General features: G+C 63.9%; 21 protein-coding genes and 1 pseudogene. 11 read left to right on the top strand and 11 right to left on the bottom strand.

The window, feature by feature from the left end; translation table 11 throughout:
- A pseudogene (locus F3H26_RS08725) lies at positions 1-151 on the top strand (IS5/IS1182 family transposase); the annotation flags it as partial.
- On the opposite strand, the gene F3H26_RS08720 reads toward F3H26_RS08725, so the two are convergent.
- Positions 148-1,062, bottom strand: a complete 915-nt coding sequence (locus F3H26_RS08720) for a LysR family transcriptional regulator (protein WP_149775668.1) — start codon at positions 1,060-1,062, stop codon at positions 148-150. The pseudogene F3H26_RS08725 and the gene F3H26_RS08720 sit on opposite strands and share 4 nt — an antisense overlap.
- A gap of 95 nt (positions 1,063-1,157) precedes the next feature.
- On the opposite strand from F3H26_RS08720, the gene F3H26_RS08715 reads away from it, so the two are divergent.
- The 3 genes from F3H26_RS08715 (at position 1,158) to F3H26_RS08705 (ending at position 8,417) form a co-directional block, all read left to right on the top strand.
- Positions 1,158-2,381 (top strand): urate hydroxylase PuuD, encoded by a 1,224-nt coding sequence (locus F3H26_RS08715; protein ID WP_149775667.1) that lies wholly within the window; start codon positions 1,158-1,160, stop codon positions 2,379-2,381.
- 142 nt (positions 2,382-2,523) lie between these two features.
- Positions 2,524-4,329: an autotransporter assembly complex protein TamA gene (locus F3H26_RS08710; RefSeq protein WP_149775666.1), complete on the top strand. Its 1,806-nt coding sequence runs from the start codon at positions 2,524-2,526 to the stop codon at positions 4,327-4,329.
- Positions 4,326-8,417 carry a translocation/assembly module TamB domain-containing protein gene (locus F3H26_RS08705; RefSeq protein ID WP_149775665.1) on the top strand — a complete coding sequence of 1,364 codons (4,092 nt, stop codon included), beginning with the start codon at positions 4,326-4,328 and terminating at the stop codon, positions 8,415-8,417. Before F3H26_RS08710 ends, F3H26_RS08705 begins: the two co-directional genes overlap by 4 nt.
- Positions 8,418-8,438: 21 nt before the next feature.
- Here the strand turns inward: F3H26_RS08705 and F3H26_RS08700 are convergent, their stop codons facing one another.
- The 6 genes from F3H26_RS08700 to ychF form a co-directional block, all read right to left on the bottom strand.
- Positions 8,439-8,960: a thioesterase family protein gene (locus F3H26_RS08700; RefSeq protein WP_149775664.1), complete on the bottom strand. Its 522-nt coding sequence runs from the start codon at positions 8,958-8,960 to the stop codon at positions 8,439-8,441.
- On the bottom strand, positions 8,957-9,742 hold the full coding sequence (locus F3H26_RS08695) for a cyclase family protein (protein WP_149775663.1): 786 nt from the start codon (positions 9,740-9,742) through the stop codon (positions 8,957-8,959). The genes F3H26_RS08700 and F3H26_RS08695 overlap by 4 nt, the downstream gene beginning before the upstream one ends.
- Positions 9,743-9,859: 117 nt before the next feature.
- Positions 9,860-12,643 (bottom strand): formate dehydrogenase subunit alpha, encoded by a 2,784-nt coding sequence (fdhF, locus tag F3H26_RS08690; RefSeq protein WP_149775662.1) that lies wholly within the window; start codon positions 12,641-12,643, stop codon positions 9,860-9,862.
- 11 nt (positions 12,644-12,654) lie between these two features.
- On the bottom strand, positions 12,655-14,358 hold the full coding sequence (locus F3H26_RS08685) for an NAD(P)H-dependent oxidoreductase subunit E (protein ID WP_149775661.1): 1,704 nt from the start codon (positions 14,356-14,358) through the stop codon (positions 12,655-12,657).
- A gap of 86 nt (positions 14,359-14,444) precedes the next feature.
- Positions 14,445-15,326 (bottom strand): LysR family transcriptional regulator, encoded by an 882-nt coding sequence (locus F3H26_RS08680; protein ID WP_149775660.1) that lies wholly within the window; start codon positions 15,324-15,326, stop codon positions 14,445-14,447.
- A gap of 72 nt (positions 15,327-15,398) precedes the next feature.
- Entirely contained in the window at positions 15,399-16,496 is a 1,098-nt protein-coding gene (gene ychF, locus F3H26_RS08675) for a redox-regulated ATPase YchF (protein WP_149775659.1), read from the bottom strand.
- 194 nt (positions 16,497-16,690) lie between these two features.
- Between ychF and F3H26_RS08670 the strand changes: the two genes are divergently transcribed.
- The 7 genes from F3H26_RS08670 to F3H26_RS08640 all read left to right on the top strand — a co-directional run bounded on the left by F3H26_RS08670 (position 16,691) and on the right by F3H26_RS08640 (position 22,572).
- Positions 16,691-17,176 (top strand): acyloxyacyl hydrolase, encoded by a 486-nt coding sequence (locus tag F3H26_RS08670; protein WP_149775658.1) that lies wholly within the window; start codon positions 16,691-16,693, stop codon positions 17,174-17,176.
- A 78-nt stretch (positions 17,177-17,254) separates the two neighbouring features.
- The gene (trpA, locus tag F3H26_RS08665) at positions 17,255-18,046 is read left to right on the top strand and encodes a tryptophan synthase subunit alpha (RefSeq protein ID WP_149775657.1); all 792 of its coding nucleotides are present in this window, start codon (positions 17,255-17,257) and stop codon (positions 18,044-18,046) included.
- Positions 18,047-18,202: 156 nt separating this feature from the next.
- Positions 18,203-19,369: an alpha-hydroxy acid oxidase gene (locus F3H26_RS08660; protein WP_149775656.1), complete on the top strand. Its 1,167-nt coding sequence runs from the start codon at positions 18,203-18,205 to the stop codon at positions 19,367-19,369.
- A gap of 110 nt (positions 19,370-19,479) precedes the next feature.
- Positions 19,480-20,127, top strand: coding sequence for a 50S ribosomal protein L25/general stress protein Ctc (locus tag F3H26_RS08655; RefSeq protein ID WP_149775655.1), 648 nt, complete (start codon positions 19,480-19,482; stop codon positions 20,125-20,127).
- A gap of 132 nt (positions 20,128-20,259) precedes the next feature.
- Positions 20,260-20,940 (top strand): aminoacyl-tRNA hydrolase, encoded by a 681-nt coding sequence (gene pth, locus F3H26_RS08650; protein WP_149775654.1) that lies wholly within the window; start codon positions 20,260-20,262, stop codon positions 20,938-20,940.
- 78 nt (positions 20,941-21,018) lie between these two features.
- On the top strand, positions 21,019-22,182 hold the full coding sequence (locus tag F3H26_RS08645) for a serine hydrolase domain-containing protein (RefSeq protein ID WP_149775653.1): 1,164 nt from the start codon (positions 21,019-21,021) through the stop codon (positions 22,180-22,182).
- A gap of 9 nt (positions 22,183-22,191) precedes the next feature.
- Entirely contained in the window at positions 22,192-22,572 is a 381-nt protein-coding gene (locus F3H26_RS08640) for a DUF2237 family protein (protein ID WP_149775652.1), read from the top strand.
- Positions 22,573-22,632: 60 nt separating this feature from the next.
- On the opposite strand, the gene trpB is transcribed toward F3H26_RS08640, so the two are convergent.
- From trpB to ihfB, 4 genes are all read right to left on the bottom strand, one after another.
- Positions 22,633-23,880, bottom strand: coding sequence for a tryptophan synthase subunit beta (gene trpB / locus F3H26_RS08635; protein WP_149775675.1), 1,248 nt, complete (start codon positions 23,878-23,880; stop codon positions 22,633-22,635).
- A gap of 120 nt (positions 23,881-24,000) precedes the next feature.
- Complete coding sequence (locus F3H26_RS08630; RefSeq protein ID WP_149775651.1) at positions 24,001-24,645, bottom strand: phosphoribosylanthranilate isomerase; 645 nt, start codon at positions 24,643-24,645, stop codon at positions 24,001-24,003.
- Positions 24,646-24,653: 8 nt separating this feature from the next.
- Positions 24,654-25,004 (bottom strand): LapA family protein, encoded by a 351-nt coding sequence (locus F3H26_RS08625; protein ID WP_188127732.1) that lies wholly within the window; start codon positions 25,002-25,004, stop codon positions 24,654-24,656.
- A gap of 7 nt (positions 25,005-25,011) precedes the next feature.
- Entirely contained in the window at positions 25,012-25,296 is a 285-nt protein-coding gene (gene ihfB / locus F3H26_RS08620; RefSeq protein WP_149775649.1) for an integration host factor subunit beta, read from the bottom strand.
- Positions 25,297-25,541: the final 245 nt, after the last annotated feature.

Raw genomic sequence — 25,541 nt, 5'->3', positions numbered from 1 at the left:
GCGGCGCAACCGGATCGAACGGTTTTTCTCAAAGCTCAAGCACTACAGGGCCATCGCCACCAGATACGAGAAACATGACGCCAACTTCCTCGCCCCAGTCAAACTCGCCGCAACACGCATCTGGTCGCGCGTCTATGAGTCGGTGACCTAGGCCTCGGCCCGGCGGACGACCGCGCCGATCCGGGCGATCACGAAATCCATGAACAGGCGCGCCTTGGGGTCCTGATGGCGGCGATGGGTGTACAGGCACGCCATCTGCACCGGCACGGGCGGCGTGTCCTGCGCCACCGGGACCAGGCGGCCGGCCTTCAGATGCTCGGCCACTTCGAAAACCGGTTTCATCGCGATCCCCTGCCCCGCCAGCGCCCAATCGGTCAGCACATCGCCATCGTCGCACTCAAACCGGCCGGACACGGCAAATCGTTTGGGGCCGTCGGGCGTCTGCAACAGCCATTGAAACTCGGTCGCGCCGGGATAGCGCAGGTTCAGGCATTCGTGCCGGTCCGCGATCAGATCGGTCCCCGATCGCGGCATGCCCCGGCGCGCGACATAGTCCGGGGCCGCGCACAGGATGCGCTGACAATCGGCGATCTTGCGGATTCGCAGGGTGCTGTCCTCGGGCAGGCCGATGAAGAACGCAAGATCCAGCCCCTCGGTCGTCAGGTCCACCGAGCGGTCGGTCAGCCGCAACCGCACGTCGATCTCGGGGTATTTGTTTAGAAATTCCGGCACTTGCGGCGCGATCAACCGCCGCCCCACCCCCAGCGGCGCCGCCACGAACAAGGTGCCGCGCGGAGCCTCGGTCAGGTGCATCACCTGCGCCTCGGCCTGATCGACCGCATCCAGCACCGCCACCGCGCCGGGATAGAAGGCCCGGCCCTGCTCGGTCGGCGACAGGTTGCGGGTGGTACGCTGGAACAGACGCACGCCCAGATGATCCTCGAGCTGGGAAATCCGCGCCGAGGTCACCGCCGGTGAAATCCGCAGATCGCGGCCCGCCGCCGACATGCTGCCCAGATCATAGACCCGGACAAAGGTGCGAATGTTGTCGAGATAGGACATCTTATCGTTTTTTTTGATACAGTTTGACAATATGCGGGAATACCGAAGAAACCACCGCTTGCCTAGTGTGCGGGCAAACAATCGGAGAGCCATGGATGTTTGAATTTGCCGTGTTCTGGGACTGGTTGGCCTTTGGCGTGCGCTGGCTGCATGTGGTCACCGCGATCGCGTGGATCGGGTCGTCCTTCTATTTCATCGCGCTGGACCTCGGCCTGAACCGCGACATCCCCGGCCCGGCGGATGGCGAGGAATGGCAGGTGCATGGCGGCGGGTTCTATCACATCCAGAAATATCTGGTGGCGCCCGAACGGATGCCCGACCACCTGACCTGGTTCAAATGGGAAAGCTATTCCACATGGCTCAGCGGCGCGGCGCTGCTGATGATCGTCTATTGGGTGGGCGGCGAGTTGTACCTGATCGACGCGCAAAAGGCCGATCTGGCGCTGTGGCAGGGCATCCTGATCTCGGCGGCTTCGCTGACCGTGGGCTGGCTGATCTATGACTTCCTGTGCAAATCCGGTCTGGGCGAGCGCCCGACCCTGCTGATGCTGCTGCTGTTCGTTCTGCTGGTGGCGATGGGCTGGGGATACAACCAGATCTTCACCGGCCGCGCGATGATGCTGCATCTGGGCGCCTTCACCGCCACGATCATGACGGCCAACGTGTTCTTCATCATCATGCCCAACCAACGGATCGTGGTGGACGACCTGAAGAACGGCCGCACCCCCAACCCGAAATACGGCAAGATCGCCAAGCTGCGTTCGACCCACAACAATTATCTGACTTTGCCGGTGGTCTTCCTGATGCTGTCGAACCACTATCCGCTGGCCTTTGCGACCAAGTACAACTGGATCATCGCGGCGCTGGTCTTTTTGATGGGCGTTACCATCCGGCACTATTTCAACACGCGCCACGCCCGGGCCGGCAACCCGACCTGGGCATGGGCCGTCACCGCTCTGCTGTTCATCGCCATCATGTGGCTGTCCACTGCCCCGATGCACGACCCGCTGGAAGAGGCCGAGGCGCAGCCGCTGACGCCCTATGAACAGCGGTTCGCCGAGGCCCCCGGCTTTGACGACGCTCATGACGTCGTGCTGGGCCGCTGTTCGATGTGCCATGCGCGCGAGCCGGTCTGGGACGGCATCCTGTGGGCGCCCAAGGGCGTTCTGCTGGAAACCGAGGCCGACATCGCGCGCAACGCCAGGCAGATCTATCTGCAGGCGGGGATCAGCCACGCCATGCCGCCCGCGAACGTGACCTACATGGAGCCCGAGGATCGCGCGGCCATCGTGCGCTGGTTCCGCAACGCCGGTTCATAGCGGGTTGCCGCCAACCTTCGCATTTTTGCCCATAATTTCTGTCCCTTTCCCGCGCGCGATGTTCTAACATGCCGGACAAGGACGTTGCGGGGGCCGCCTTGTGGTTGAAAACCCGCATGCGGGGTACGGGTGGAGCCGACAGATGCGGGCAGGCAGGCGGAAGTTCAGTCTGAGGGGCTGGTTCATTGGCGCGGTGCTGGCCGTGGCCCCGCACAGCCTGCTGGCGCTGGAAACTTCTCTGTCGGCGCCAGGCCTGCCCCCGGACGTAGTCAAGAAGATCGAAAACACCTCGTCGGTCATCACCGCCGAGTCGCGGGGCCTGGATACACCATTGGAGGTCTTCTCGGCCGCCCTGTCCGATTATCGCACGATCGTGCAGATCCTGTACGATGCGGGCTATTTCGGGCCTTCGGTCAGCATCAAACTCGATGGGCGCGAGGCCGCAGACCTCAGCTCGCTGAACGTTCCGGCGCGCATCAACCGTGCGATGATCTCGATCACTCCCGGGCCCGCGTTTACCTTCGGAACCGCCGTCATCCGCCCCCTGCCCCCCGAAACCGACCTGCCCGAAGACTTTGCCACCGGAAAGCGCGCAACAACCGGCGCGATCCAGGATGCCGCCTCGGCCGGGGTGCAGGGCTGGAAAAACGCGGGCCACCCCAAGGCCGCCCTGTCCGATCAGCAGATCATCGCCCGCCACGCCCAGGCCCGACTGGATGCTCGGATCGAATTGGCCCCAGGCCCGCGCCTGCGGTTCGGCAAGATGCATATCGCAGGCGACACCGATGTCCGGCACAGGTCGATCGAAAAAATCGCCGGTTTCCCGTCGGGCGAGGTCTATTCGCCCGACAAGCTGCAGAAGGTCGGCACCCGGTTGCGCCGCACGGGAACGTTCAGCAGCGTTTCGATCGTCGAACGCGAAACCCCCAACCCCGACGGCACGCTGGATTTCGACGCCACCTTCGAGGACCTGCCCAAGCGCCGCCTGACCTTCGGGTTGGAGCTCGCCTCGCGCGATGGGATGGATCTGACGGCGACCTGGACCCACCGAAACGTGTTCAGACGCGCCCAGCGTCTGCGGTTCGAAGCCGCGATCCGCAACATCGGCGGGTCCGAGGATATCGATGGCCGCCTGGGCCTGCGCCTGGACCAGCCCGACCGGCTGGGCCCCGATGACAACACGTTCTGGAGCGCGTTGCTGGAACGGCGCAATACCGACAACTACACCGTCACCGTCGCGTCGCTGGCTTTCGGCGCCCGCCGGACATTCTCCGACCAGCTCTATGCCGAAGCCTCGGCGGGCTTTTCCTTTTCCGACGCGGATGACGCCTATGGAAGCGGCCGCAAGTTCCGGTACTTCATCCTGCCGACCCGGTCCGAATGGGACCTGCGCGACAGCAAGGTCAGCGCCACGCGCGGCTATTACCTGGACGCCCAGGTGATGCCGTTCGTCGGGCTGTCGGGAACCGACACGGGAATTCGGCTGTATGTCGACGGGCGCGGCTATGCCAGCCTGGGCACAGGCGGACGTCTGGTGCTTGCCGGGCGCATCCAGCTGGGCTCGGTGATCGGCCCGCCGGCCGACGGGGTCACGCCCGATTTCCTGTTCTTCTCGGGCGGCGCGGGCACCGTGCGCGGCCAGCCGTATGAAAGCCTGGGCGTGCCCGTCGGAACCGGCATCGCCGGCGGCAAATCCTTCCTCGGCCTGTCCGGCGAAGTCCGTGGAAAGGTGACAGAGAAACTGTCGCTGGTCGGGTTCTACGACTATGGTGTCGTGGACACCTCGTCCTTCGTCGGCAGTGGCGCCGAATCCCATTCGGGCGCCGGTCTGGGGGTTCGGTATGATCTGGGCGGGTTTGGACCCCTGCGGCTGGATCTGGCCGTGCCCGTCCAGGGAGACACCGGCAACGGGCTGCAATTCTACATCGGGATCGGGCAGGCATTTTGACGCGCCACCTTTCATATCCGCTTGCGATCGTCGCCCTGTCGCTGACCCTGTCGGGGCCCGTTGCGGCGCAAGAGGCCGAAAGCGGCGGCATGCTGTCCGATTTCCTTCAGAACACCCTGTCGGGCGACAATCGCAACGTGCGCGTCGTGGGGCTGCAAGGCGCGCTGAGCGCCCGCGCCACGATCGAGGAGATCACCGTCGCCGATGACGACGGCGTCTGGCTGACCATCCGCAACGCTGAACTGGACTGGAACCGCCTGGCCCTGATCCGCGGACGGTTCTCCGTGAACGCCCTGACGGCGCAGGAAATCGACATCGCCCGCGCGCCCGGCAAGACGACGACGGATGAACCGACCGCCACGGCCGAGGCCCAGCCCTTTCAACTGCCGGAACTGCCGGTCGCCATCGAAATCGGAGAGCTCCGGGTGGACAGCCTGTCGCTTGGTCAGCCGCTGATCGGCGTCGCGGCCAAGTTGTCGGTGGACGGCAACCTGACGCTGGCCGACGGCATGCTTGACACCAAGCTGGACATCGACCGACTGGATCGCCAAGGCGACCGGATCGCCCTGACCGCCGGGTTCCAGAACGAAAGCCGCCAGATCGACCTTGACCTGACCGTGTCCGAGGCGCCCGGCGGCCTGATTTCCCAGGCCCTGAACATCCCCGACAGCCCGGCCATGGGGCTGACGGCCAAAGGGTCGGGGCCGGTGACGGATTTCACCGCCGATATCGGCCTGAGCAGCGACGGGATTGACCACGTCAGCGGCCAAGTGCGTCTGCGGGGGCTGGAACAAACGCAAACCTCCGCACAGGACGGCATCGCCTTTACGGCGGATCTGGGCGGCGACCTCAGGCCGTTTCTTGCCCCCGAAATCGACCCGTTCTTCGGCGCGCAAACACGCCTGTTCATCGACGGGCGGACATTGCCGGACGGGGCGATGGAAATCTCCAAGGCCGAAATCACCTCGCAGGCGCTGCGCTTCGAGGCGCAGGTGAACCTTGCCGCAGGCAACACTTTGCAGATGGCAGCCGTTCAGGGCCGGATCACCCCGCCGGAAGGCGATGAGGTGGTTCTGCCCTTCGGCGGCGGGGATATCTTGGTGGGCGCGGCCCAGTTCTCGGCCCTGTTCGACCAGAAGAACGGCAACTACTGGGATCTCAGCCTGACCGCCAACGCAATCGACGCGCCACAGTTGCGCGTCGCACGGGCGCGGCTGACGGCACAGGGCACGCTGACGCAAACCGACGGCCTGGACCTGAGCGGCGATCTTCAGGCCTATCTGGGCGGCGTCGATCCGACCGATCCCGCCTTGAAGGCGGCGGTTGGCGACCGGATCACCCTGGATGGCCGGTTCGACTATGGCGCCGACCAGACGCTTGGTCTGACCGGGTTCGAACTGGTCGGAACCGATTATGCCATGCGGGCCGACGCGCAGGTCAGCGGGTTGGCAAGCGGATTGAAGATCGACGGAGCCGCCACCGCCGATGTTTCGGACCTGTCCCGGTTCTCGGGCCTGGCGCAACTGGACCTTGGCGGGCGGGCCAGCCTGCGCGTCGAGGGTGCGGGCTCGCCGCTGGAGGGGAGTTTCGACGGCAAGCTGACCGTTGCGGGGCGCGATCTGTCCACCGGTCGCGACGACATCGACCCGGTGATCGCCGGAGAGACCGACATCGCGCTGGACGCGCGGCGCGATGCGGGGGGCATTACGATCCGCGCGCTGACCATCAACGGCGAGACCCTGACCGCGCAGGCCAGCGGAGACGTGACGACCCCCGGCGGCAACCTGACGCTCGACGGACAGGCCGAAGTGAAGGCGACCGATCTGTCGATTTTCTCGGGCCTGGCCCAGCGCCCGCTGACCGGCGCGCTGTCCGCGCGGGTGGATGGCAAAGGGGCGGTCCAAACGCTGACGTTCGACGGCACCGCCAGCCTGGACGCCCGCGATGTCCAAACCGGGCTTGACCAGATCGACCCGCTTTTGACGGGCCGTGTTCAGGCGGCGTTCGACGGGGCGTACAGCCGCGACCGGATCGAGATCCGGCAGGCCAGCCTGAACAGCGCCGCCGCGCAGGCCGAGATCGCTGCCACCATCGACGACCCAACCGGGACATTGGCCATCGATGGCCGGGCCAAGGCCGAAATCCCGAACCTGTCGATGTTCGCGGCATTGGCAGGCCGCCCCCTGGCCGGGGCCGTGTCGGTGGATCTGTCGGGCAAGGCCGCGAGAGACAGCCGGACCTTCGACATTCGCGGAACCGTCAGGGCCGACGACATCCAGACCGGGGTTGCGATGGCCGACGCGCTGGTGCCGGGTCGCACGACCCTGACCGTGGATGCGGCGAACGACGACCAGGGCCTGAACATCCGCACATTCCGGCTGGCGGGCAGCGCGCTGACGGCAAATGCCTCGGGGCAGTTGGACCGGGCATCCGGCGGGCTGAGTTTCTCGGCCGCTCTGGACGATCTGGCGCGCGTCTCGAACACGATTTCGGGGCCATTGAAACTGGACGGCAACGTGGCGCCCACGGCTTCGGGGGTGGAAGGGTCGGCGCGTCTGCAAGGGCCGGACAGCTCATTCGCGGCGCTTGTCGGAGCGGTCAACACGGATGGGTCCGCCGATCTTGACTTTGACGCCAGGTTCGACCGGATCGAACGTTTCGCGCCGGACTTCCCCGGCAGCGTCACCGCCACGGGAAATGCCCGGCGTGACGATGGTGTCTGGACGATCGACGCCACCGCGACCGGCCCGGCCGAGATCAACAGCACCGTCAAAGGCACCTATTCCGAGGCCGCGGGCACGGCCGACATCACCGCGCAGGGCGGCGTAAATCTTGGCATCGCTAATACGTTCCTTACCCCGAACAAGATCGAGGGTTCGGCCCGGTTCGATCTGGCCCTCAAGGGCCAGCCCTCGCTGGACGCGCTCAGCGGCTCGGTCACGACGTCGGATACTTCGTTGGCCATCCCCACCGCCGGTCAGACCATTACCGGCATCACCGGCCGGATCGATCTGGCCCAAAGCCGCGCGACGATCGCGTTGAATGGCGGCATGCGGGCGGGCGGCGGGTTCACCGTCAGCGGCCCCGTCGATCTGACACCGCCCTTCAATGCGCAGATCACCACCGCGATCAACAACCTGGTGCTGACCGACAACCTGCTGTACGAAACCACGTTGAACGGGCAGATTGCCATGACCGGTGCGCTGGCCGGCAACAGCACGCTGGCCGGGCAGATCACCTTCGGCGAAACCAACATCAACCTGGCGGCCGCCTCGGGGGCCGTCGGCGCCGCGCCCATCCCGGTGATCGAGCATGTGGGTGAACCGGCCGCCAGCCTTGCCACGCGCCAGCGGGCCCAATTGGTCGAAACCCAGAGCGCCAAGAAAGGCAAGTCGCGCATCGCGCTGGACATCAGCCTGCTTGCGCCCAAGGCGGTCTTCGTGCGCGGGCGTGGTGTCAACGCCGAGCTTGGCGGCGCGATCTTCATCAGGGGCACCACCGCCGCCGTCGTGCCTTCGGGCCAGATCGACCTGATCCGGGGCAATCTGGACATTCTCGGGCGCCGGCTGGCCCTGACCAAAGGCATCGTCAGCCTGCAGGGCGACCTGACGCCGTATATCGAATTCGAATCCTCGGCCAGCACCTCGGACGGGACCGCGACGATCGAGATCGCCGGGCCGCTGGACGCCCCCGCCGTCGACGTGTTTTCCGACCCCGAACGCCCGGCCGAAGAGGCGCTGGCCATGCTGCTGTTCGGCAACCGGTTTTCCGAACTGTCGCCCTTCGTGATCGCGCAGATGGCGGCTTCGCTGGCGCAGCTCAGCGGTGCGGGTGGCGATGCCACAAAGGGCGTCCGCGAAATGACGGGGCTGGATACGGTCGATGTCGGCGCGACCGAAGGCGGCGGCGGGCGGCTGGGCGCCGGCGCCTATCTGAGCGACAACCTCTATACTGATTTCACCGTGAACACCGAGGGCGATACCGAGGTGAACCTGAACCTTGACGTCACTGACAATGTCACCGTTCGCGGCACGGTGGATGGCAAGGGGGAAACCGGGATCGGCATCTTTTTCGACCGCGACTATTGAAGCGTCGCTCAGCGGGGCCCATCAGGACCTTCGGATGCCGATCGGCTGCCCGATCTGCGGCGCGGGTTCCAGGCCCGCGTGATCGGCCACCATCCGCGCCAGCCGCGCCGCAGCCCAGTCCGGGTAGGATTCCGACCGGCCTGTCGTGTGGCTGACATTCATGAACAGGGCCTCTTGCGTGGCGCAGACCGTGCCGCCTTCGGCCGACACCATCTGCGCGAAATAATGACCGCGCTTGTGATCGGCGTCCAGCATCCGAAACCGGAAAACCAGCGCCTCGCCCTCGCGAACCTCGCGCAGGAAATGCAGATGCGATTGCAGGATGTACGGCCCCTGCCCCAGCGCCGCGACCTGTGGTTCGCCCAGGCCCAGGTGATCGACCAACAGCCGTTCGAAGGCCAGATCGAACACCACGCCATAATACCCCACATTCATATGGCCATTATAGTCAATCCAATCGGGTTGGACCGTGAAACCGGTGATTTCGACCGGTACGGGGTACGGGCCGTCATGGCCGCCCAAGGGTTTGGATTGCGAGGTCATTCGTCGTCCTCCTCGAAGATCGCCACCGCGCGGATGAACCCGGCCGAGGCGCCCTTGATCTTGAACGGAAAGCACGAGATCTCGAACCCCGTGGGCGGCAGGCTTTCCAGATTGGTCAGCTTCTCCATGTGGCAATAGCCGATCTCCATCGACGCGCGATGCCCCTCCCAGATGATCGAAGGATCCTGGGTTTCCGCGTATTCCTGCGCGGTAAGCGGGAAGGGCGCGTCCCAACTCCAGGCGTCGGTGCCGGTCACGCGCACGCCGCGCTCGGTCAGGTACAGCGTGGCCTCGCGCCCCATTCCGCAGCCTTTCATCAGGTAATCCGGCTGGCCATAACAGGTGCCGGCCGAGGTGTTGACCACGACGATATCCAGCGGTTGCAGGTCATGCCCGATCCGCTTCAGCTCGGCCGCGACATCGGCGGCGGTGACGACGTAGCCATCCTCGAAATGCCGGAAATCCAGCTTCACGCCCGGGTTCATGCACCACTCCAGCGGAACCTCGTCGATGGTGATCGCCCGCTCGCCCCGGTTCATGGTCGAGTGGTGATGGTACGGCGCGTCCAGGTGGGTGCCGTTGTGGGTGGCGATCTGCAGCCGTTCGATGGCCCAGCCCTCACCGCCGGGCAGGTCCTCTTTCTTCAGGCCGGGGAAAAAGGCCATCACCTGCTCGGCCGTCTGGTCGTGGCTCATGTATTCGATCTGCGGCAGCATGATCGGCGGGTCCGACACGATGCCGGTTTCCAGCGGAACGGACAGATCGACGAAACGGCGGGCCATGAACTCCTCCGGGATTACGCGGCCCAAGGGTTGGCTGGCTGCAAGCATCTGTCAAGCCAAGAAAAAGGCGGGCACGCTGGCCCGCCCTTTCAGGGTTTTGGTGAGTGGTGGCAGGACTTACTCGGCCGCGATGGCGTCCTCGATCTTTTCGACACGGATGGCCGAGAACTTGAACTCGGGGATCTTGCCATAGGGATCGATGGCCGGGTTCGTCAGGATGTTCGCCGCCGCCTCGACATAGGCGAAGGGGATGAACACCATGTCCTCGGCGATCGCCCGGTCGGCCCGCACCATGATCTCGATCGAGCCGCGCCGGGTGGTCAGACGCACCATCTCGCCGGGTTCGATCCCCATCAGCTTGAGCGTACGCGGGTTCATCGAACAGTTCGCCTCGGGCTCGACCGCGTCCAGAACCTTGGCGCGACGGGTCATGGACCCGGTGTGCCAGTGTTCCAACTGCCGCCCGGTGGTGGCGATCATGGGGAATTCCTCGTCCGGGGCCTCATCCGGGGGGATGATGCTGGCCGGGGTGAATTTCGCACGGCCATCGGGGCGCGGGAAGCCGTCGCCGAACACGATGGACTGGCCCGGATCGGTCTCGGACAGCGACGGATAGGTGATGCTCTCGGTCTCGAGCCGCTCCCAGGTGATGTTGTCCAGCGAAGCCATCGTCAGCTTCATCTCGGCAAAGACCTGCGAGACATCCGTGTAATCCCAGTTCAGACCGATGCGCTGCGCCAGATCGACGGTGATCGCCCAATCCTCGCGCGCCTCGCCCGGCGGCGGCACCGCGGGGCGCACGCGCTGCACCTGACGGTTGGTGTTCGACACCGTGCCGTTCTTTTCATACAGCGCCGAGGCCGGCAGGATGATGTCGGCATAGTTCGCCGTTTCGGTCAGGAAGATGTCCTGCACGATCATCAGGTCCAGCTTGGCCAATGCCTCGCGGGCGTGGTTCACGTCGGGGTCGGACATGGCCGGGTTTTCGCCCAGGATGTACATGCCCTTGATCTTGCCCGCATAGGCGTGGTCGATGATCTCGGTCACGGTCAGGCCCTTCTCGTTCGAGAAGTCGCCCGAGTTCCAGACCCGGCTGAACCTGGCCCGAACGGCGTCGTCGGTGACCGACTGGTAGTCGGGCAGGAACATCGGGATCAGGCCGGCATCCGAGGCCCCCTGCACGTTGTTCTGCCCGCGCAGCGGGTGCAGACCCGCGCCGGGCTTGCCCACATTGCCCGTCATCAGCGCCAGCGAGATCAGGCAGCGCGAATTGTCGGTGCCGTGGATATGCTGGCTGACGCCCATGCCCCAGAAGATCAGACCCGCATTCGCATTGGCGAAAATCCGGGCAACGCGGCGCAGTTGGTCCGGTTCGATGCCGCAGATCGGGGCCATCTTTTCCGGGGTGAACTGGCGCAGGTGCTCCTTCTCGGCCTCCCAGTTCTCGGTCCAGCGGTGGATGTACTGGCTGTCATACAGCTCTTCCTCGACGATCACGTTCATGATCGCGTTCAGCATCGAGACATCGGCGCCGGGCCGGAACTGCAGCATCTCGGTCGCGAACTTGCGCATGCCGACGCCGCGCGGGTCCATCACGATCAGCTTGCCGCCGCGCTTGGCGAACTGCTTGAAATAGGTGGCTGCGACGGGGTGGTTCTCGATCGGGTTGGCGCCGATGATGATCGCAACATCGGCGTTTTCGATCTCGTTGAAGGTCGCGGTCACCGCGCCCGAGCCCACGTTCTCGATCAGCGCCGCCACCGACGAGGCGTGGCACAGCCGCGTGCAGTGGTCCACGTTGTTGTGGCCAAAGCCCTGGCGGATGAACTTCTGGAACAAATAGGCCTCTTCGTTGGTGCATTTGGCCGAGCCAAAGCCCGCCACGCTGCGCGGATCCTCATCCCGCAGCTTCATCAGCCCCCTGGCGGCCAGGTCCAGCGCCTCGTCCCAGGTCGCTTCGCGGAAATGCGTGCTCCAATCGGCGGGATCGACGTTCAACCCCTTGGGCGGTGCATCCTCGCGCCGGATCAGCGGCTTGGTCAGGCGGTGCGGGTGGTGGATATAATCGAACCCGAACCGGCCTTTGACGCACAGGCGGCCTTCGTTGGCGGGGCCGTTGACGCCCTCGACATATTTGACCTTGCCGTCCTTGACCTTGAGGCTGACCTTGCAGCCCACCCCGCAGAACGGGCAGACGCTTTCGGTCTCGCTGTCGTAATCCTTGCTGTCACCGCACTGCTGGTCGTCCAGCACGGTGGCCGGCATCAGCGCGCCGGTCGGGCAGGCCTGAACGCATTCGCCGCAGGCGACGCAGGTCGACTCGCCCATCGGGTCGTTCTGGTCGAACACCACCTGCGCGGTATGCCCGCGACCGGCCATGCCGATCACGTCATTCACCTGCACCTCGCGGCAGGCGCGTACGCAGAGGTTGCAGTTGATGCAGGCATCCAGATTGACCCGCATCGCCACATGGCTGTCATCCAGCAGCGGGATCTTCTCGGGCTCTTTCGCCGGAAAGCGGCTGTCGCTGACATCGTTCAGCCTCGCCATGTCCCAGAAATGGCTGGATGCATCGTGCGGCTGTTCCGGCTGGTCGGCCACCAGCAGTTCCATCACCAGCGCGCGCGATTTCTCGGCGCGGTCGGTGTCGGTTTTCACCACCATCCCCTCGGCCGCCGGGCGGATGCACGAGGCAACCAGCGTACGCTCGCCCTCGACCTCGACCATGCAGGCGCGGCAGTTGCCGTCGGGGCGATAGCCCGGCGCGGGTTTGTGGCACAGATGCGGGATGACCAGGCCCTTGCCGTCGGCCGCTTCCCAGATCGTGGTGCCCTCGGGCACCGTCACGTCTTCGCCGTTCAGGTTGAAGGTGACGGTCTTGGTTTCGCTTGCGTCAAGCATGGCTGTCTCCCTCAGATTTCTTCGGCGAAATGTTTCATGACCAGGCGGATCGGGTTCGGGGCCGCCTGCCCCAGACCGCAGATCGAGGCATCGCCCATCACCTGGCACAGATCTTCCAGCAGGTCGGTGTCCCACGTCTCGGCCTGCATCAGCTTCACAGCCTTTTCGCAGCCCGCCCGGCAGGGCGTGCACTGGCCACAGCTTTCGTCCTCGAAGAAACGCAGCATGTTCAGCGCCGCATCGCGCGCGGTGTCCTGATCGGACAGAACCACCACCGCGGCGGACCCGATGAAGGTGCCGTGCGGTTGCAGAGTGTCGAAGTCCAACGGGATGTCGTCCATCGACGCGGGCAGCAGGCCCGACGACGGCCCGCCCGGTTGATACGCCTTGAAGACGTGGCCCTCGGCCATGCCCCCGGCGGCCTCAATCACGTCAAGAATGGTCGAGCCTGCCGGCAGCAGGTAGACGCCGGGTTTCGCCACCCGGCCCGAGACCGAATAGCTGCGCAGCCCCTTGCGGCCATTCTTTTCAACCGAGCTGAGAATTTCCGGGCCTTCCCGGCAGATCTTGGACACCCAGTAGAGCGTTTCCACGTTGTGCACCAGCGTCGGGCGGCCGAATACGCCGACCTGCGCCACGAAAGGCGGGCGGTGACGCGGCAGGCCCTTCTTGCCCTCGATCGACTCTATCATCGCGGATTCTTCACCGCAGATATAGGCGCCCGCGCCGCGGCGCAGGTCGATATAACCTTTCTCGACGATCCCGGCCTGTTCCAGCGCCGCGATCTCGCGCCGCAAAATTTTCAGAACGGCTGGATATTCGTCGCGCATGTAGATGAAGCATGTCTGTGCCTCGACCGCCCAGGCGGCGATCAGCATGCCTTCGAGGAAGACATGCGGCGTGCGTTCCAGATAATAGCGATCCTTGAAGGTGCCCGGCTCGCCCTCGTCCCCGTTCACGGCCAGGTAACGCGGGCCGTCATTCATGCGGACAAAGCCCCATTTCTTGCCGGACGGGAACCCGGCACCGCCCAAACCGCGCAGGCCCGAGGCCAGAACCTGTTCCTGAACCGCTTCCCAGTCGCCGCCTTCGCGCAGTTCTTTCAGCTTGGCGTAGCCGCCGTTCTCGACATAGGTCGCGAAGGTTTCATACTCGGGCAGATGGGCGTGGGTGTCCCCGGCCGCGATGGCGGCCTGCACCTTTTCGGGGGTCGCGTGGTCGATATGGTTGTGCCCGATCTCCAAAACCGGCGCGGTGTCGCAGCGCCCCATGCAGGGCGCGCGCAGAACGCGCACTTCGGAGGGGTCCAGCCCGTCTTCAAGCGCCTTTTTCAACTGTTGCGCGCCGGCCATTTCGCAGGACAGGGAATCACAGACCCGAATGGTCAGCGCGGGGGGCGGTGTTTCACCTTCTTTGACCACGTCGAAATGGGCATAGAAGGTCGCGGTCTCATAGATCTCGGCCTGACCGATCCGCATCTCGACGGCCAGCGCCGCGATGTGGTCGGCGCTGATATGGCCGTGCGTGTCCTGGATCAGGTGCAGAAACTCGATCAGCAGGTCGCGGCGGCGCGGGCGGTCGCCCAGCAGGCGCTGAATCTCGGCCTGCGCTTCGTCCGTGAACTGACGGCCCTTGGGCGTGTGCCGCCCCTTGCCTTTACCTGACTTCCAGACGCCCTTTGGCGCGCCTGATGGCTTGGTATCCAATGGTGCCATGATGCCCTCCGAATTGAGGCCCCGTGTCTCATCAGCAATTCATATCGTCAAATCGCAAAACCGAATGGCACGATAACGACGGCTTATCACCGCAAAGACGTCACCACCCGTCGCAAGGCATCGACCGTCGGCAGTTCCGGGTCGCGCGCCAGGGTCGCCAGACAGATCGGTTTGCTGACCACCGGGTCGACCAGAGGCAGAACCCGCGTCCCCTTCAGATCGCCCAGCGCCCGCACCAGAACGCGCGGCACGACCGTTGCCGCCAGCCCTTCGCGCGCCATGACCATCGAGGCGGTGAACCCGCTGGTTTCGGCCACTACATGAGGATGTAGCCCTTGTTCGGCGAAAATCCTGTCGAGAATGCGCCGGTTCTGCATCTGCGGCTCCAGCAGGCTGAGCGGGAACTCGGCTACGCGTGCCCAAGGGATCGGGCCGGCTTCCTGCGTCATGTGCTGGGGGACGAGCAGCACATAGGTCTCTTCATACAGCGGATGAACATGGCGCAGGTCGGTGCCGATGCTGTCGCCATAGGTGATCCCGGCATCGATGCTGCCCTCGTCCAGCCGGTATTGGATCGCGGTGGCCGACATGGTCTCGATCCGCGACAGGATACGGGGGTGGGCTGCCTGCAGATGTTTGATCAGGCGTCCGGTAAAGGCGATGGCGGTCGGAATCACGCCAAGGATCAGCGTGCCGGTGATCTCGCCCTTGATCGCCTGCACCTCCTGCTCCAGCGCCTTGGCGTCATCCAGTATGCGGCGAGCGCGGCGGACGATCATCTCGCCCTCTTCGGTCAGGCCCTGAAACCGGTTGGCCCGGCGCACGATGGATACGCCAAGCCGATCCTCGAGGTTGCGGATACGCATCGAGAACGCGGGCTGCGAGATTCCGCATTCCTCGGCCGCCTTGGCGAAATGGCGATGCCGCGCAAGCGCGGACAGCAGGTGCAGGTCGCGAAGGTCGAACACGGGCGGGCCTCGGGGTTGCGGAGGATGCCCGCAGGATACCGGGAATGCCCGCCGGTAAAAGAGGTTTCGCGATCAGGTGTTGAACAGGAAGTGCATCACGTCGCCATCCTTGACGACATAGCTTTTACCTTCGGCCCGCATCTTGCCCGCCTCTTTGGCGCCCTGTTCGCCGTTGAAGGCGACAAAGTCGTCATAGGCGATGGTCTCGGCGCGTATGAAGCCCTTTTCGAAATCGCCATGGATCACGCCCGCGGCCTGCGGGGCCAGCGTGCCGCGACGGATGGTCCAGGCGCGGGCCTCTTTCGGGCCGACGGTGAAATAGGTTTCCAGCTTGAGCAGGTCATAACCCGCGCGGATCAGGCGATCGAGGCCGGGTTCTTCCAGCCCCATCTCCTGCAGGAACATCTGTGCCTCGTCGGGCTCCAGCAGGCTGATCTCTTCCTCGATCTTGGCGCTGATGATGACGTGGGCATTGCCCTGCTCGGCCGCCATCTTGGCGACACGTTCGGAATACTCGTTGCCTGTGGCTGCGTCTTCCTCGGAGACGTTGCAGACATAGAGAACCGGCTTGGTCGTCAGCAGTTGCAGGTTCTTCCAGGCCTTCGCGTCCTCGTCGCTGACCTCGACCAGGCGGGCGGGCTTGCCGTCCTCCAGCATCTGTTGCGCGGCGGCCAGCAGGCGGTCCTGCTGCTGGGCTTCCTTGTCGTTGCCCTTCAGCTTGCGCACCAGGTTGGCGCGGCGCTTTTCGATGCTTTCCAGATCGGCCAGCATCAGTTCGGTCTCGATGGTCTCGGCATCGGCCACCGGGTCGACGCGGCCTTCGACATGGGTCACGTCGCCATCTTCGAAACAGCGCAGGACGTGGGCGATGGCGTCCACTTCGCGGATATTGGCCAGGAACTGGTTGCCCAGACCTTCACCCTTCGAGGCGCCTTTGACCAGGCCGGCAATGTCCACGAAGGTCATCCGGGTCGGGATGATCTGCTTGGACTTGGCAATGGCCGCCAGCTTGTCCAGACGCGCGTCCGGCACCGCCACGTCGCCCACATTGGGTTCGATCGTGCAGAACGGGAAATTCGCCGCCTGCGCGGCCGCGGTCTTGGTCAGCGCGTTGAACAGGGTCGATTTGCCGACATTCGGCAGACCCACGATACCCATTTTGAAACCCATTGCGGCCTCCTGATGCCATTCGACGGCTGCTTCTATGCATGTCGCGAGGAATCCGCAAGGCGCTGGCCCGCCGCCCGGCTGAGTCCCATCGGCAACATCACGATATTTCGCGGAATCGTGCGTCTTCTCGTGTTGAACTCACCGACATACGGTTCCTATCTACGATCCGAGTTCCTCAACGGTGATGATTTGAAATGAAAAACCTTCTTGCCTCAGCCGCGCTTTCAGCCTTTGCGACCATAGCACCGGCGCAAACCATCATCTTTGGGGCCGGGTATGCCGATTTCTCGGACAGCCTGTCTGTAGATCAAGCTATTTTCTCGCTGGAGTATCAGCACCGGCCGTTCCATCAGGCCGAACGCTTCAGCGCGACCTGGGGTGCGGCGATTTCGTCGGACAAAGACGGCGACAGCCACATCGGGGTCGGTCTGGTCGGCACCTACACCTTTGGCGACCGGTGGTTCCTGGAAGGCAGCGTCATGCCCGGCTATTACAACGAGTCGCTGGCGCTGAATGACCTGGGCGGCAGCTTTCAGATCCGCAGCCTGCTGGGCGTCGGCTATACGCTGGACGGCGGCAACGCCGTATCGATGGCAATCACCCATAAATCGAATGCCAGTACACAGGAAAAGAATCCCGGGGTGAACGCTCTTAAGCTGCGGTATCATCTGAACTTCTGACCCCGGCGGTCAGGACGGGATTGATTTTCGGCCAAAGTTTCTGCACATCGGGTCCAAACCTGTATGCAAGGATCGTCCATGACCCGTATCGACGCCAAGTTCGCCGCCCTGAAGGCCGAGGGAAAAAAGGCCTTTGTCGCCTATGTCATGGCCGGGGATCCCGACTATGACACCTCGCTTGAAATCGTCCGCGGCCTGCCGGGCGCCGGTGTCGACGTGATCGAACTGGGCCTGCCCTTCACCGATCCGATGGCCGACGGCCCCACCATTCAGGCGGCTGGTCAACGGGCGCTGGACGGCGGCATGACGCTGCAGCGCACGCTGGACCTGGCCAAGGCGTTCCGGGAAACCGATGACACCACGCCGATCGTGCTGATGGGTTATTACAACCCGATCTACAGCCGTGGGGTGGACAAATTCCTGGCCGACGCCAAAGAGGCCGGCATCGATGGCCTGATCGTCGTCGACCTGCCGCCCGAGGAAGACGACGAACTGTGCCTGCCCGCGCAGGCGGCCGGGCTGAACTTCATCCGGCTGGCCACGCCCACAACCGATGACAAGCGCCTGCCGCGGGTGCTGCAGAACACCTCGGGCTTTGTCTACTACGTCTCGATCACCGGCATCACGGGCGCGGCCGAAGCCGAGGCCACCGATGTCGGCCCCGAGGTCACGCGCATCAAGGCGGCGACCGATCTTCCGGTGATCGTGGGGTTCGGCATCAACACGCCCGAGAAGTCCCGCGCCATCGCCGGCGTCGCCGACGGGGCGGTGGTCGGCTCGGCCATCGTCAGTCAGATCGCCGCCGGCAAACCCGTGGCCGAGGTACTGGACTTCGTGAAATCGCTGGCAGACGGCGCCCACAGCGCCTGAGGCTGAAACCCAAGACAGATTTCAACCGCCGTGGGCTGCACCTGCGGCGGTTTTTCTTTGCGCCCATGACCCATCTGACCACTTGCGCAACTGACCGTTGCGCCGCGGCGGAAGAATTGGTAAAGAAACCTAACCAATCTGCAGAAGGGCGCGGCCATGCCTGTCATTACCAATATCGACGACCTCAAACGCATCTATGAACGCCGAGTGCCCCGGATGTTCTATGACTATGCCGAAAGCGGCAGCTGGACCGAACAGACCTTCCGCGACAACAGCGCGGATTTCCACGACATCCGCCTGCGCCAGAAGGTTGCGGTGGACATGTCCGGCCGCTCGACCGCGTCGCAGATGATCGGACAGGACGTTGCCATGCCGGTGGCCCTGGCGCCCGTGGGCCTGACCGGGATGCAGCATGCGGATGGTGAAATGAAGGCCGCCAAGGCCGCGCTGGATTTCGGTGTGCCCTTCACGCTCTCGACCATGTCGATCAATTCTATCGAGGATGTGGCCGAACATACCTGCGCGCCGTTCTGGTTCCAGCTGTACACCATGAAGGACGAGGATTACGTCCGCCGCCTGATCCAGCGCGCCAAGGATGCCAACTGCTCGGCCCTGGTCATCACCCTTGATCTGCAAATCCTCGGCCAGCGGCACAAAGACCTGAAGAACGGCCTGTCCGCCCCGCCGAAACTGACGGCCAAAACGATCGCCAACCTGATGACCAAATGGGCCTGGGGCATCGAGATGCTGGGCGCGAAACGGCGCGAGTTCGGCAATATCGTGGGCCATGTTCAGGGCATCTCGGATGCCTCGTCGCTGGGCGCCTGGACCGCCGAACAGTTCGACCCCAGTCTCGACTGGAAGAAGATCGAGAAACTGATGGAGCAATGGGGCGGCAAGGTGATCCTGAAGGGCATCCTTGATCCCGAAGACGCCAAGATGGCGGCCAAGCTGGGCGCCGACGCCATCGTGGTCTCGAACCACGGCGGGCGGCAGCTGGACGGTGCGCTCAGCTCGATCCGGATGCTGCCGCGGATCATGGATGCGGTGGCCGGCGACGTCGAGGTGCATCTCGACAGCGGCATCCGCTCGGGGCAGGACGTCCTCAAGGCGTTGGCTCTGGGGGCCAAGGGCACCTATATCGGGCGCGCTTTCGTCTACGGGCTGGGCGCGATGGGCCAAAAGGGGGTGACCACCGCGCTGGAAGTGATCCAGAAGGAACTGGACACCACCATGGCCCTGTGCGGCGAGCGCAACGTGGCCGATCTGGGGCCGCACAACCTGCTTGTCCCGCAGGATTTCTGCGGCCGCTGGCAGGAATGACGCGGGAATCGTTTTTACCCCTTTCCAAATGGCCGGATTCGGTCTAAGGACGCCGCTTCACGCGGGGTGACAGCCTTGGAGGCACCCTGCCCTAACATTGGAGATTTATCATGGCTGGTGAGATTCCTGATCTCGTGGCTCTGGAACGGACGGGGACGGGCAAGGGCGCCGCTCGTCAGGCACGCCGCGACGGCATGGTTCCGGGCATCGTATTCGGTGGCGACAAAGACCCGCTGCCGATCCAGATTCCGTTCAACGAACTGTTCAAGCGCCTGAAGGCGGGCCGCTTCAAGTCGACCCTGTGGAACCTGAAGGTCGAAGGCCACGAAGACGTCCGCGTCATCTGCCGCGACGTGCAGCGTGACGTCGTCAAGGACCTGCCGACCCACCTGGACCTGATGCGCCTGCGCCGCACCAGCAAGATCGCGCTGTACATCCCGGTCGAGTTCATCAACGAAGACGCGGCCCCCGGCATCAAGAAGGGCGGCGTTCTGACCGTCGTCCGCCCCGAGGTCGAACTGGTCTGCACCGCCGGTGACATTCCGGAAAAGATCACCGTCGATCTGACCGGCCTGAACATCAACGACGTCGTGACCATTTCGTCGGTCGAGCTGCCCAACGGCACCAAGCCGACCATCGACCGTGACTTCGTGATCGCCAACATCTCGGCCCCGACCGGCCTGGTCACCGATGATGACGAAGAGGGCGAAGACGTCGCAGCCGATGCCGTCGAAGTCGTCGGAGAGGACAAGGAATAAATCCCATCCGGGAATTGTCCGAATTTTGAACGGGGCGCTGCAGGGCGCCCCGTTTTTTTTGTTTGAACCAACGATTGGGCTTGTTTACCTGATCGGTGCAACCAACATGCCGTGCAACGCAAGGAACCAAGGATGAAACTGTTCGTCGGACTGGGCAACCCGGGCGCGAAATACGCCAGGAACCGGCACAATATCGGCTTCATGGCCGTGGACGCCATCGCCGACGCGCACGGCTTTGGCCCGTGGCGGTCCAAGTTCCAGGGCGAGGTTTCCGAAGGCCGGCTTGGCCGCGAAAAGGTTCTGCTGCTCAAGCCGATGACCTACATGAACCGGTCGGGCCAGTCCGTGGGCGAGGCGATGCGGTTCTACAAGCTCGATTCGACCGACGTGACCGTGTTCCACGACGAGCTGGACCTGGCCCCCGGCAAGGTGCGCGCCAAATCGGGCGGCGGACATGCGGGTCACAACGGCCTGCGGTCGATCCATGACCATATCGGCGCGGCCTATGACCGGGTGCGACTGGGCATCGGGCATCCCGGCCGCAAGGAACTGGTCTCGGCCTACGTGCTGGGCGACTTCGCCAAGGCTGATTCCCAGTGGCTGGAAGACGTTCTGCGCGGGGTTTCCGATGGCGCCGTGCATCTGGCCGAGGGCGACACGGCCAAGTTCATGAATGCCGTCGCCCTGCGCACCGCGCCGCCGCGCAGCTCGACCACGCCCCCCAAGCCCGCGCCCAAACCGGCCGCCCAGCCCACCGCGCCCGAGGCCGACACGCGCACTGCGATGCAGAAGCTGCTGGACAAGTTCAAATAGGCCCCGAAACCTGCCGCAACGTAGCGATTGCGGATTGAACGGCATCGCGCTCCAATGCCGTCAAAAGGGGAGGGAAGCATGAAAACGGTCCTGAAATGGCTGCTGCGCATCGTGCTGATGCTGGTGCTGGCCGCCGCGGTCGTCGGCGTCTGGAAACGGGAAGAGATCCAGCGGTTGCTGGCCGTGAACTCTCTGTTTTCCGAGGAAAAGATCGTCCACAACTTCTCGCATATGGATCAGGCTTTTCTGACCGTCCCCCTGCCCCGCGGCAATGGCCCCACATGGGAGCTGCCCTATGGCCCCGCCTACGACCTGCCCGAGGGCGGCCGGGACTGGATCGAGCAGAGGGCCGTGACATCCCTGCTGGTGATGCAGGACGGCCAGATCCGGTTCGAAGAATACTATCTGGGCACCGGGCCGGATGACCGGCGCATTTCCTGGTCGATGGCCAAAAGCTATCTGTCGGCGCTGTTCGGCATCGTGATGAACGAAGGGGCCATCGCGTCACTGGACGATCCGGTGGTCAAATACGCGCCCAAGCTGAAGGGCAGCGCCTACGAATCCGCCACGATCCGCAATGTGCTGAACATGGCCAGCGGCGTGACTTTTGACGAAGACTACCTGGACCCCAATTCCGACATCAACCGGATGGGGCGCGTGGTCGCCCTGGGCGGAGAGCTGGATGATTTCGCCGCCTCGCTCAAGGACAGTTTCGCCGCCCCCGGCGAGGTCTGGCAATATGTCTCCATCGACACCCATGTCGTGGGGATGGTGATCCGCGGCGCCACCGGTCGCAGCATTCCCGACCTGCTGACCGAGAAAATCGTGCAGCCGCTGGGGTTGGAGCGTGACGGCTATTATGTCACCGACGGGGCCGGCGTGGCCTTCGTGCTGGGCGGGCTGAACTTCACCACCCGCGACTATGCGCGGTTTGGGCAGATGATCCTGCAGAACGGGCTGCGCGAGGGCCGCCAGATCGTGCCGGCCGAGTGGATCAAAGAATCGACCTGGCCCAGCGCTCCGACCGAACCGGGAAAGATCGGCTATGGCTATCAATGGTGGATCCCGGTCGGGGCGCACGAAGGCGAGTTTCTGGCCCGCGGCGTCTATGGGCAATACATGTATTTCGACCAACCCCGCGGCGTGCTGATCGTGGCCACGGGGGCTGATCGGAAGTTCCGCGAGCCCGGCGTCAACGAACAGAACATCGAAATGTTCCGCAAGATCGCCCAAAGCCTGTAAGATGGGGTCATGCAGAAACAGGACAGCATCAACGTATTGGGCGGGGTACTGGCCCCGTGTTCGCGGAAACCGCTGACCGGGTTCTTTCGCGACGGGGCGTGCAATACCTGCCCCGAGGATCGCGGCAGCCACACGGTCTGCGCGGTGATGACGGCCGAGTTTCTGGCCTATTCGAAATATGTCGGCAACGATCTCAGCACGCCCCGGCCCGAATTCGATTTCCCGGGCCTGAAGCCCGGCGACCGCTGGTGCCTGTGCGCCGGTCGGTTCCTGCAGGCGCATGACGAGGGCTGCGCGCCAAAGGTTCATCTCGAGGCGACTCACCAGCGCGCGCTGGAAATCGTGCCGCTGCACGTTCTGGCCACCCACCGCGCAGATGGCGGACGGTGAACCGGGAATGAAAAACCCGGCACGATCACAGCGTGCCGGGTCCAAGTCATCAGATTGGCCTCAGCCCGCGTCGCGACCCTCGGTATCGGACATGTCGAAGTTTAGGTACTTGGCAACCGTTTGAACATCCTTGTCGCCGCGTCCACACATGTTCATGCAGATGATGTGATCCCTGGGCAGATCCGGCGCGATCTTCATGACATGCGCCAGCGCGTGGCTGGGTTCGAGCGCGGGGATGATGCCCTCGGTCGCACAGCACAGTTGGAACGCCTCGAGCGCCTCTTTGTCGGTGATCGACACGTATTGCGCGCGCCCGATTTCGTGCAGCCAGGAATGTTCGGGGCCGATGCCCGGATAGTCGAGCCCGGCCGAAATCGAGTACCCCTCGAGGATCTGGCCGTCGTCATCCTGCAGCAGATAAGTCCGGTTGCCATGCAGAACACCCGGCCGGCCGCCGGTGAGCGAGGCGCAGTGCTCCATCTTTTCGTTGACGCCCTTGCCGCCCGCTTCGACGCCGATGATGTTGACCGATTTGTCGTCAAGAAACGGATAGAACAACCCCATGGCGTTCGAACCGCCCCCGATCGCCGCGATGATCGTGTCGGGCAGGCGCCCCTCGGCCTTCATCATCTGTTCCTTGGCTTCCTTGCCGATGATCGACTGGAAGTCGCGCACCATCGCCGGATACGGGTGCGGCCCGGCGACCGTACCGATGCAGTAGAAAGTGTCGCGCACGTTGGTCACCCAGTCGCGCAGCGCGTCGTTCATCGCGTCCTTCAGGGTGCCGCGGCCCGAGGTCACCGGAACCACCTCGGCCCCCAGCAAGCGCATGCGGAACACGTTGGGCGCCTGCCGCTGGACGTCATGCGCGCCCATGTAAACCACGCATTTCAGGCCGAACTTGGCGCAGACGGTGGCGGTGGCGACACCGTGTTGCCCGGCCCCGGTCTCGGCGATGATCCGGGTTTTGCCCATGCGGCGCGCCAGGATGATCTGGCCCAGCACGTTGTTGATCTTGTGCGCGCCGGTGTGGTTCAGCTCGTCGCGCTTCATATAGATCTTGGCACCGCCCAGATGCTCGGTCAGGCGCTCGGCATGATACAGGGGCGAGGGACGGCCCACATAGTTGGCCCACAGATCGTCCATCTCGGCCCAGAAACTCGGGTCGGTCTTGGCCTTCTCGTATTCCTCCTCCAGCGACAGGATCAGCGGCATCAGCGTTTCGCTGACGAACCGCCCGCCGAAGATGCCGAAGCGGCCGTTTTCATCCGGGCCGGACATGAAGGAATTGAACAGATCATTGGCCATGGTGGTCTCCATCATCTTGCCCAACGTTCATAGGTGCTGGCGGCAGGATTTGCCATCGCAAATCGCGGCAATCGGGGGGAGGCAAACCGGTCAGCCCGGCGACAAAGGCCCCGGGGGCGGTCATCGCGTCGCGCGAATGAAAGCTTCGATCCGAGCCGGGTCCTTGACGCCCGGCGCCGATTCCACGCCCGACGAGACATCGACCTGCCGTGCGCCGGTCATCCGCACCGCTTCGACCACGTTGTCAGGCGTCAGCCCCCCGGCCAGCATCCAGGGTCGGCGCCAGTATTTGCGCCCGGCCAGCAGCCGCCAATCGAAGGCCAACCCATTGCCCCCCGGAAGATCGGCGTTCCTGGGAGGCTTGGCATCGATCAGCAACTGGTCGGCCACATCGGAATAGAGGTCGATCGCCGCCAGGTCCGCCGCGTCCGCGATGCCGATGGCCTTCATCACCGGCAGGCCGTAACGGCTGCGGATCTCGGCGACGCGCGCGGGGCTTTCCTTGCCGTGAAGCTGAAGCATGTCCAATGGAACAGTCTCCAGAAGCCGGTCCAGCTCGGCATCGGTGGCATCGACCGTCAAGGCCACCTTGGCCACCCCTACGGGCACTTGGCTTGCCAAATCGCGCGCTGCGGCGGGTTCCAGATGGCGCGGAGATTTCGGAAAAAACACGAATCCCACATAGCGCGCGCCCGCGTCAACGGCAGCAAGCAACGCATCCGGAGCGGTCAGGCCGCAGATCTTGACGCTGATTTCGCCGGACATGAGGACGCTCAGCTGGCCTCATCCAGCAGGGCAAGCACGTCGTCTTCGCCTTGATTCTGCTTTTTCTTCAGCTTTTTGACCTCGCGCTCAAGCTTGCGCACCTCGGTGGACTTCACCGACGCATCACGGCGATGCTTGTGCTCGCGCAGCCACTCCCACAGGAAACCGATGACAAGGCCGGCCACCACGCCGCCCAGAACCACAAGAAACAGGGGCAGGTTCGTCGAAAGGTTGAAGCCCAGCAACTCGGCCAAGGCATCCGGCATCAGCTTCAGTTGAACCATTTGCCTGTTGGCCAAAGAGACCGAGACCAGAACGATTCCCAGCGCGGCCAGGAACCCGTATCGAATGTAGCGCATCATGAGGTCACGCCTTACCGTTCAAACGGTCCCTTAGCAACTTCCCCGTCTTGAAAAACGGCACGCATTTTTCCTCGACCTGAACGGTTTCACCGGTGCGCGGATTGCGGCCGACGCGGGCATCCCGTTTCTTCACCGAAAAAGCGCCGAAACCGCGCAGCTCGACACGGTCGCCACGTGACATGGCATCCGTGATTTCTTCGAAAACGGTATTCACGATCCGCTCGACATCGCGCTGGTACAGATGCGGGTTTTCGTCGGCAATCTTCTGAATCAGTTCTGAACGGATCATGCGTGCTACCCTCCCAGGTCACCGTGTCGTCTCGTCTACTGGTTTGGGCAGTATAGGAAAAAACGCCGGCATGGGGAACGCAAACTCTGGCCGTCCAAGGCGCAATTTGCAGAAAAGAACAGGAAATTCGCGCGCCCGCATGTAATTTCGGGCAATCAGGCACGAACCTAATGCCGATTAACCCGGATTTTCAGAACGCATTGATTCGAAAAAGAAACGGCCCCGCACGGATGTGCGGGGCCGCC

The organism is Ruegeria intermedia, assembly GCF_900129345.1.
Lineage (GTDB): Bacteria > Pseudomonadota > Alphaproteobacteria > Rhodobacterales > Rhodobacteraceae > Ruegeria > Ruegeria intermedia.
Note: the sequence above shows the minus strand (reverse complement) of the source record. Positions and strands in the feature narration are given on the sequence as shown.

Coding starts and splice junctions, on each gene's coding strand:
- F3H26_RS08720 (WP_149775668.1), bottom strand. CDS start 1,062: ATGTCCTATCTCGACAACATTCGCACCTTTGTCCGGGTCTATGATCTG.
- F3H26_RS08715 (WP_149775667.1), top strand. CDS start 1,158: ATGTTTGAATTTGCCGTGTTCTGGGACTGGTTGGCCTTTGGCGTGCGC.
- F3H26_RS08710 (WP_149775666.1), top strand. CDS start 2,524: ATGCGGGCAGGCAGGCGGAAGTTCAGTCTGAGGGGCTGGTTCATTGGC.
- F3H26_RS08700 (WP_149775664.1), bottom strand. CDS start 8,960: ATGACCTCGCAATCCAAACCCTTGGGCGGCCATGACGGCCCGTACCCC.
- F3H26_RS08695 (WP_149775663.1), bottom strand. CDS start 9,742: ATGGCCCGCCGTTTCGTCGATCTGTCCGTTCCGCTGGAAACCGGCATC.
- fdhF (WP_149775662.1), bottom strand. CDS start 12,643: ATGCTTGACGCAAGCGAAACCAAGACCGTCACCTTCAACCTGAACGGC.
- F3H26_RS08685 (WP_149775661.1), bottom strand. CDS start 14,358: ATGGCACCATTGGATACCAAGCCATCAGGCGCGCCAAAGGGCGTCTGG.
- ychF (WP_149775659.1), bottom strand. CDS start 16,496: ATGGGTTTCAAAATGGGTATCGTGGGTCTGCCGAATGTCGGCAAATCG.
- F3H26_RS08670 (WP_149775658.1), top strand. CDS start 16,691: ATGAAAAACCTTCTTGCCTCAGCCGCGCTTTCAGCCTTTGCGACCATA.
- trpA (WP_149775657.1), top strand. CDS start 17,255: ATGACCCGTATCGACGCCAAGTTCGCCGCCCTGAAGGCCGAGGGAAAA.
- F3H26_RS08660 (WP_149775656.1), top strand. CDS start 18,203: ATGCCTGTCATTACCAATATCGACGACCTCAAACGCATCTATGAACGC.
- F3H26_RS08655 (WP_149775655.1), top strand. CDS start 19,480: ATGGCTGGTGAGATTCCTGATCTCGTGGCTCTGGAACGGACGGGGACG.
- pth (WP_149775654.1), top strand. CDS start 20,260: ATGAAACTGTTCGTCGGACTGGGCAACCCGGGCGCGAAATACGCCAGG.
- F3H26_RS08645 (WP_149775653.1), top strand. CDS start 21,019: ATGAAAACGGTCCTGAAATGGCTGCTGCGCATCGTGCTGATGCTGGTG.
- F3H26_RS08640 (WP_149775652.1), top strand. CDS start 22,192: ATGCAGAAACAGGACAGCATCAACGTATTGGGCGGGGTACTGGCCCCG.
- trpB (WP_149775675.1), bottom strand. CDS start 23,880: ATGGCCAATGATCTGTTCAATTCCTTCATGTCCGGCCCGGATGAAAAC.
- F3H26_RS08630 (WP_149775651.1), bottom strand. CDS start 24,645: ATGTCCGGCGAAATCAGCGTCAAGATCTGCGGCCTGACCGCTCCGGAT.
- F3H26_RS08625 (WP_188127732.1), bottom strand. CDS start 25,004: ATGCGCTACATTCGATACGGGTTCCTGGCCGCGCTGGGAATCGTTCTG.
- ihfB (WP_149775649.1), bottom strand. CDS start 25,296: ATGATCCGTTCAGAACTGATTCAGAAGATTGCCGACGAAAACCCGCAT.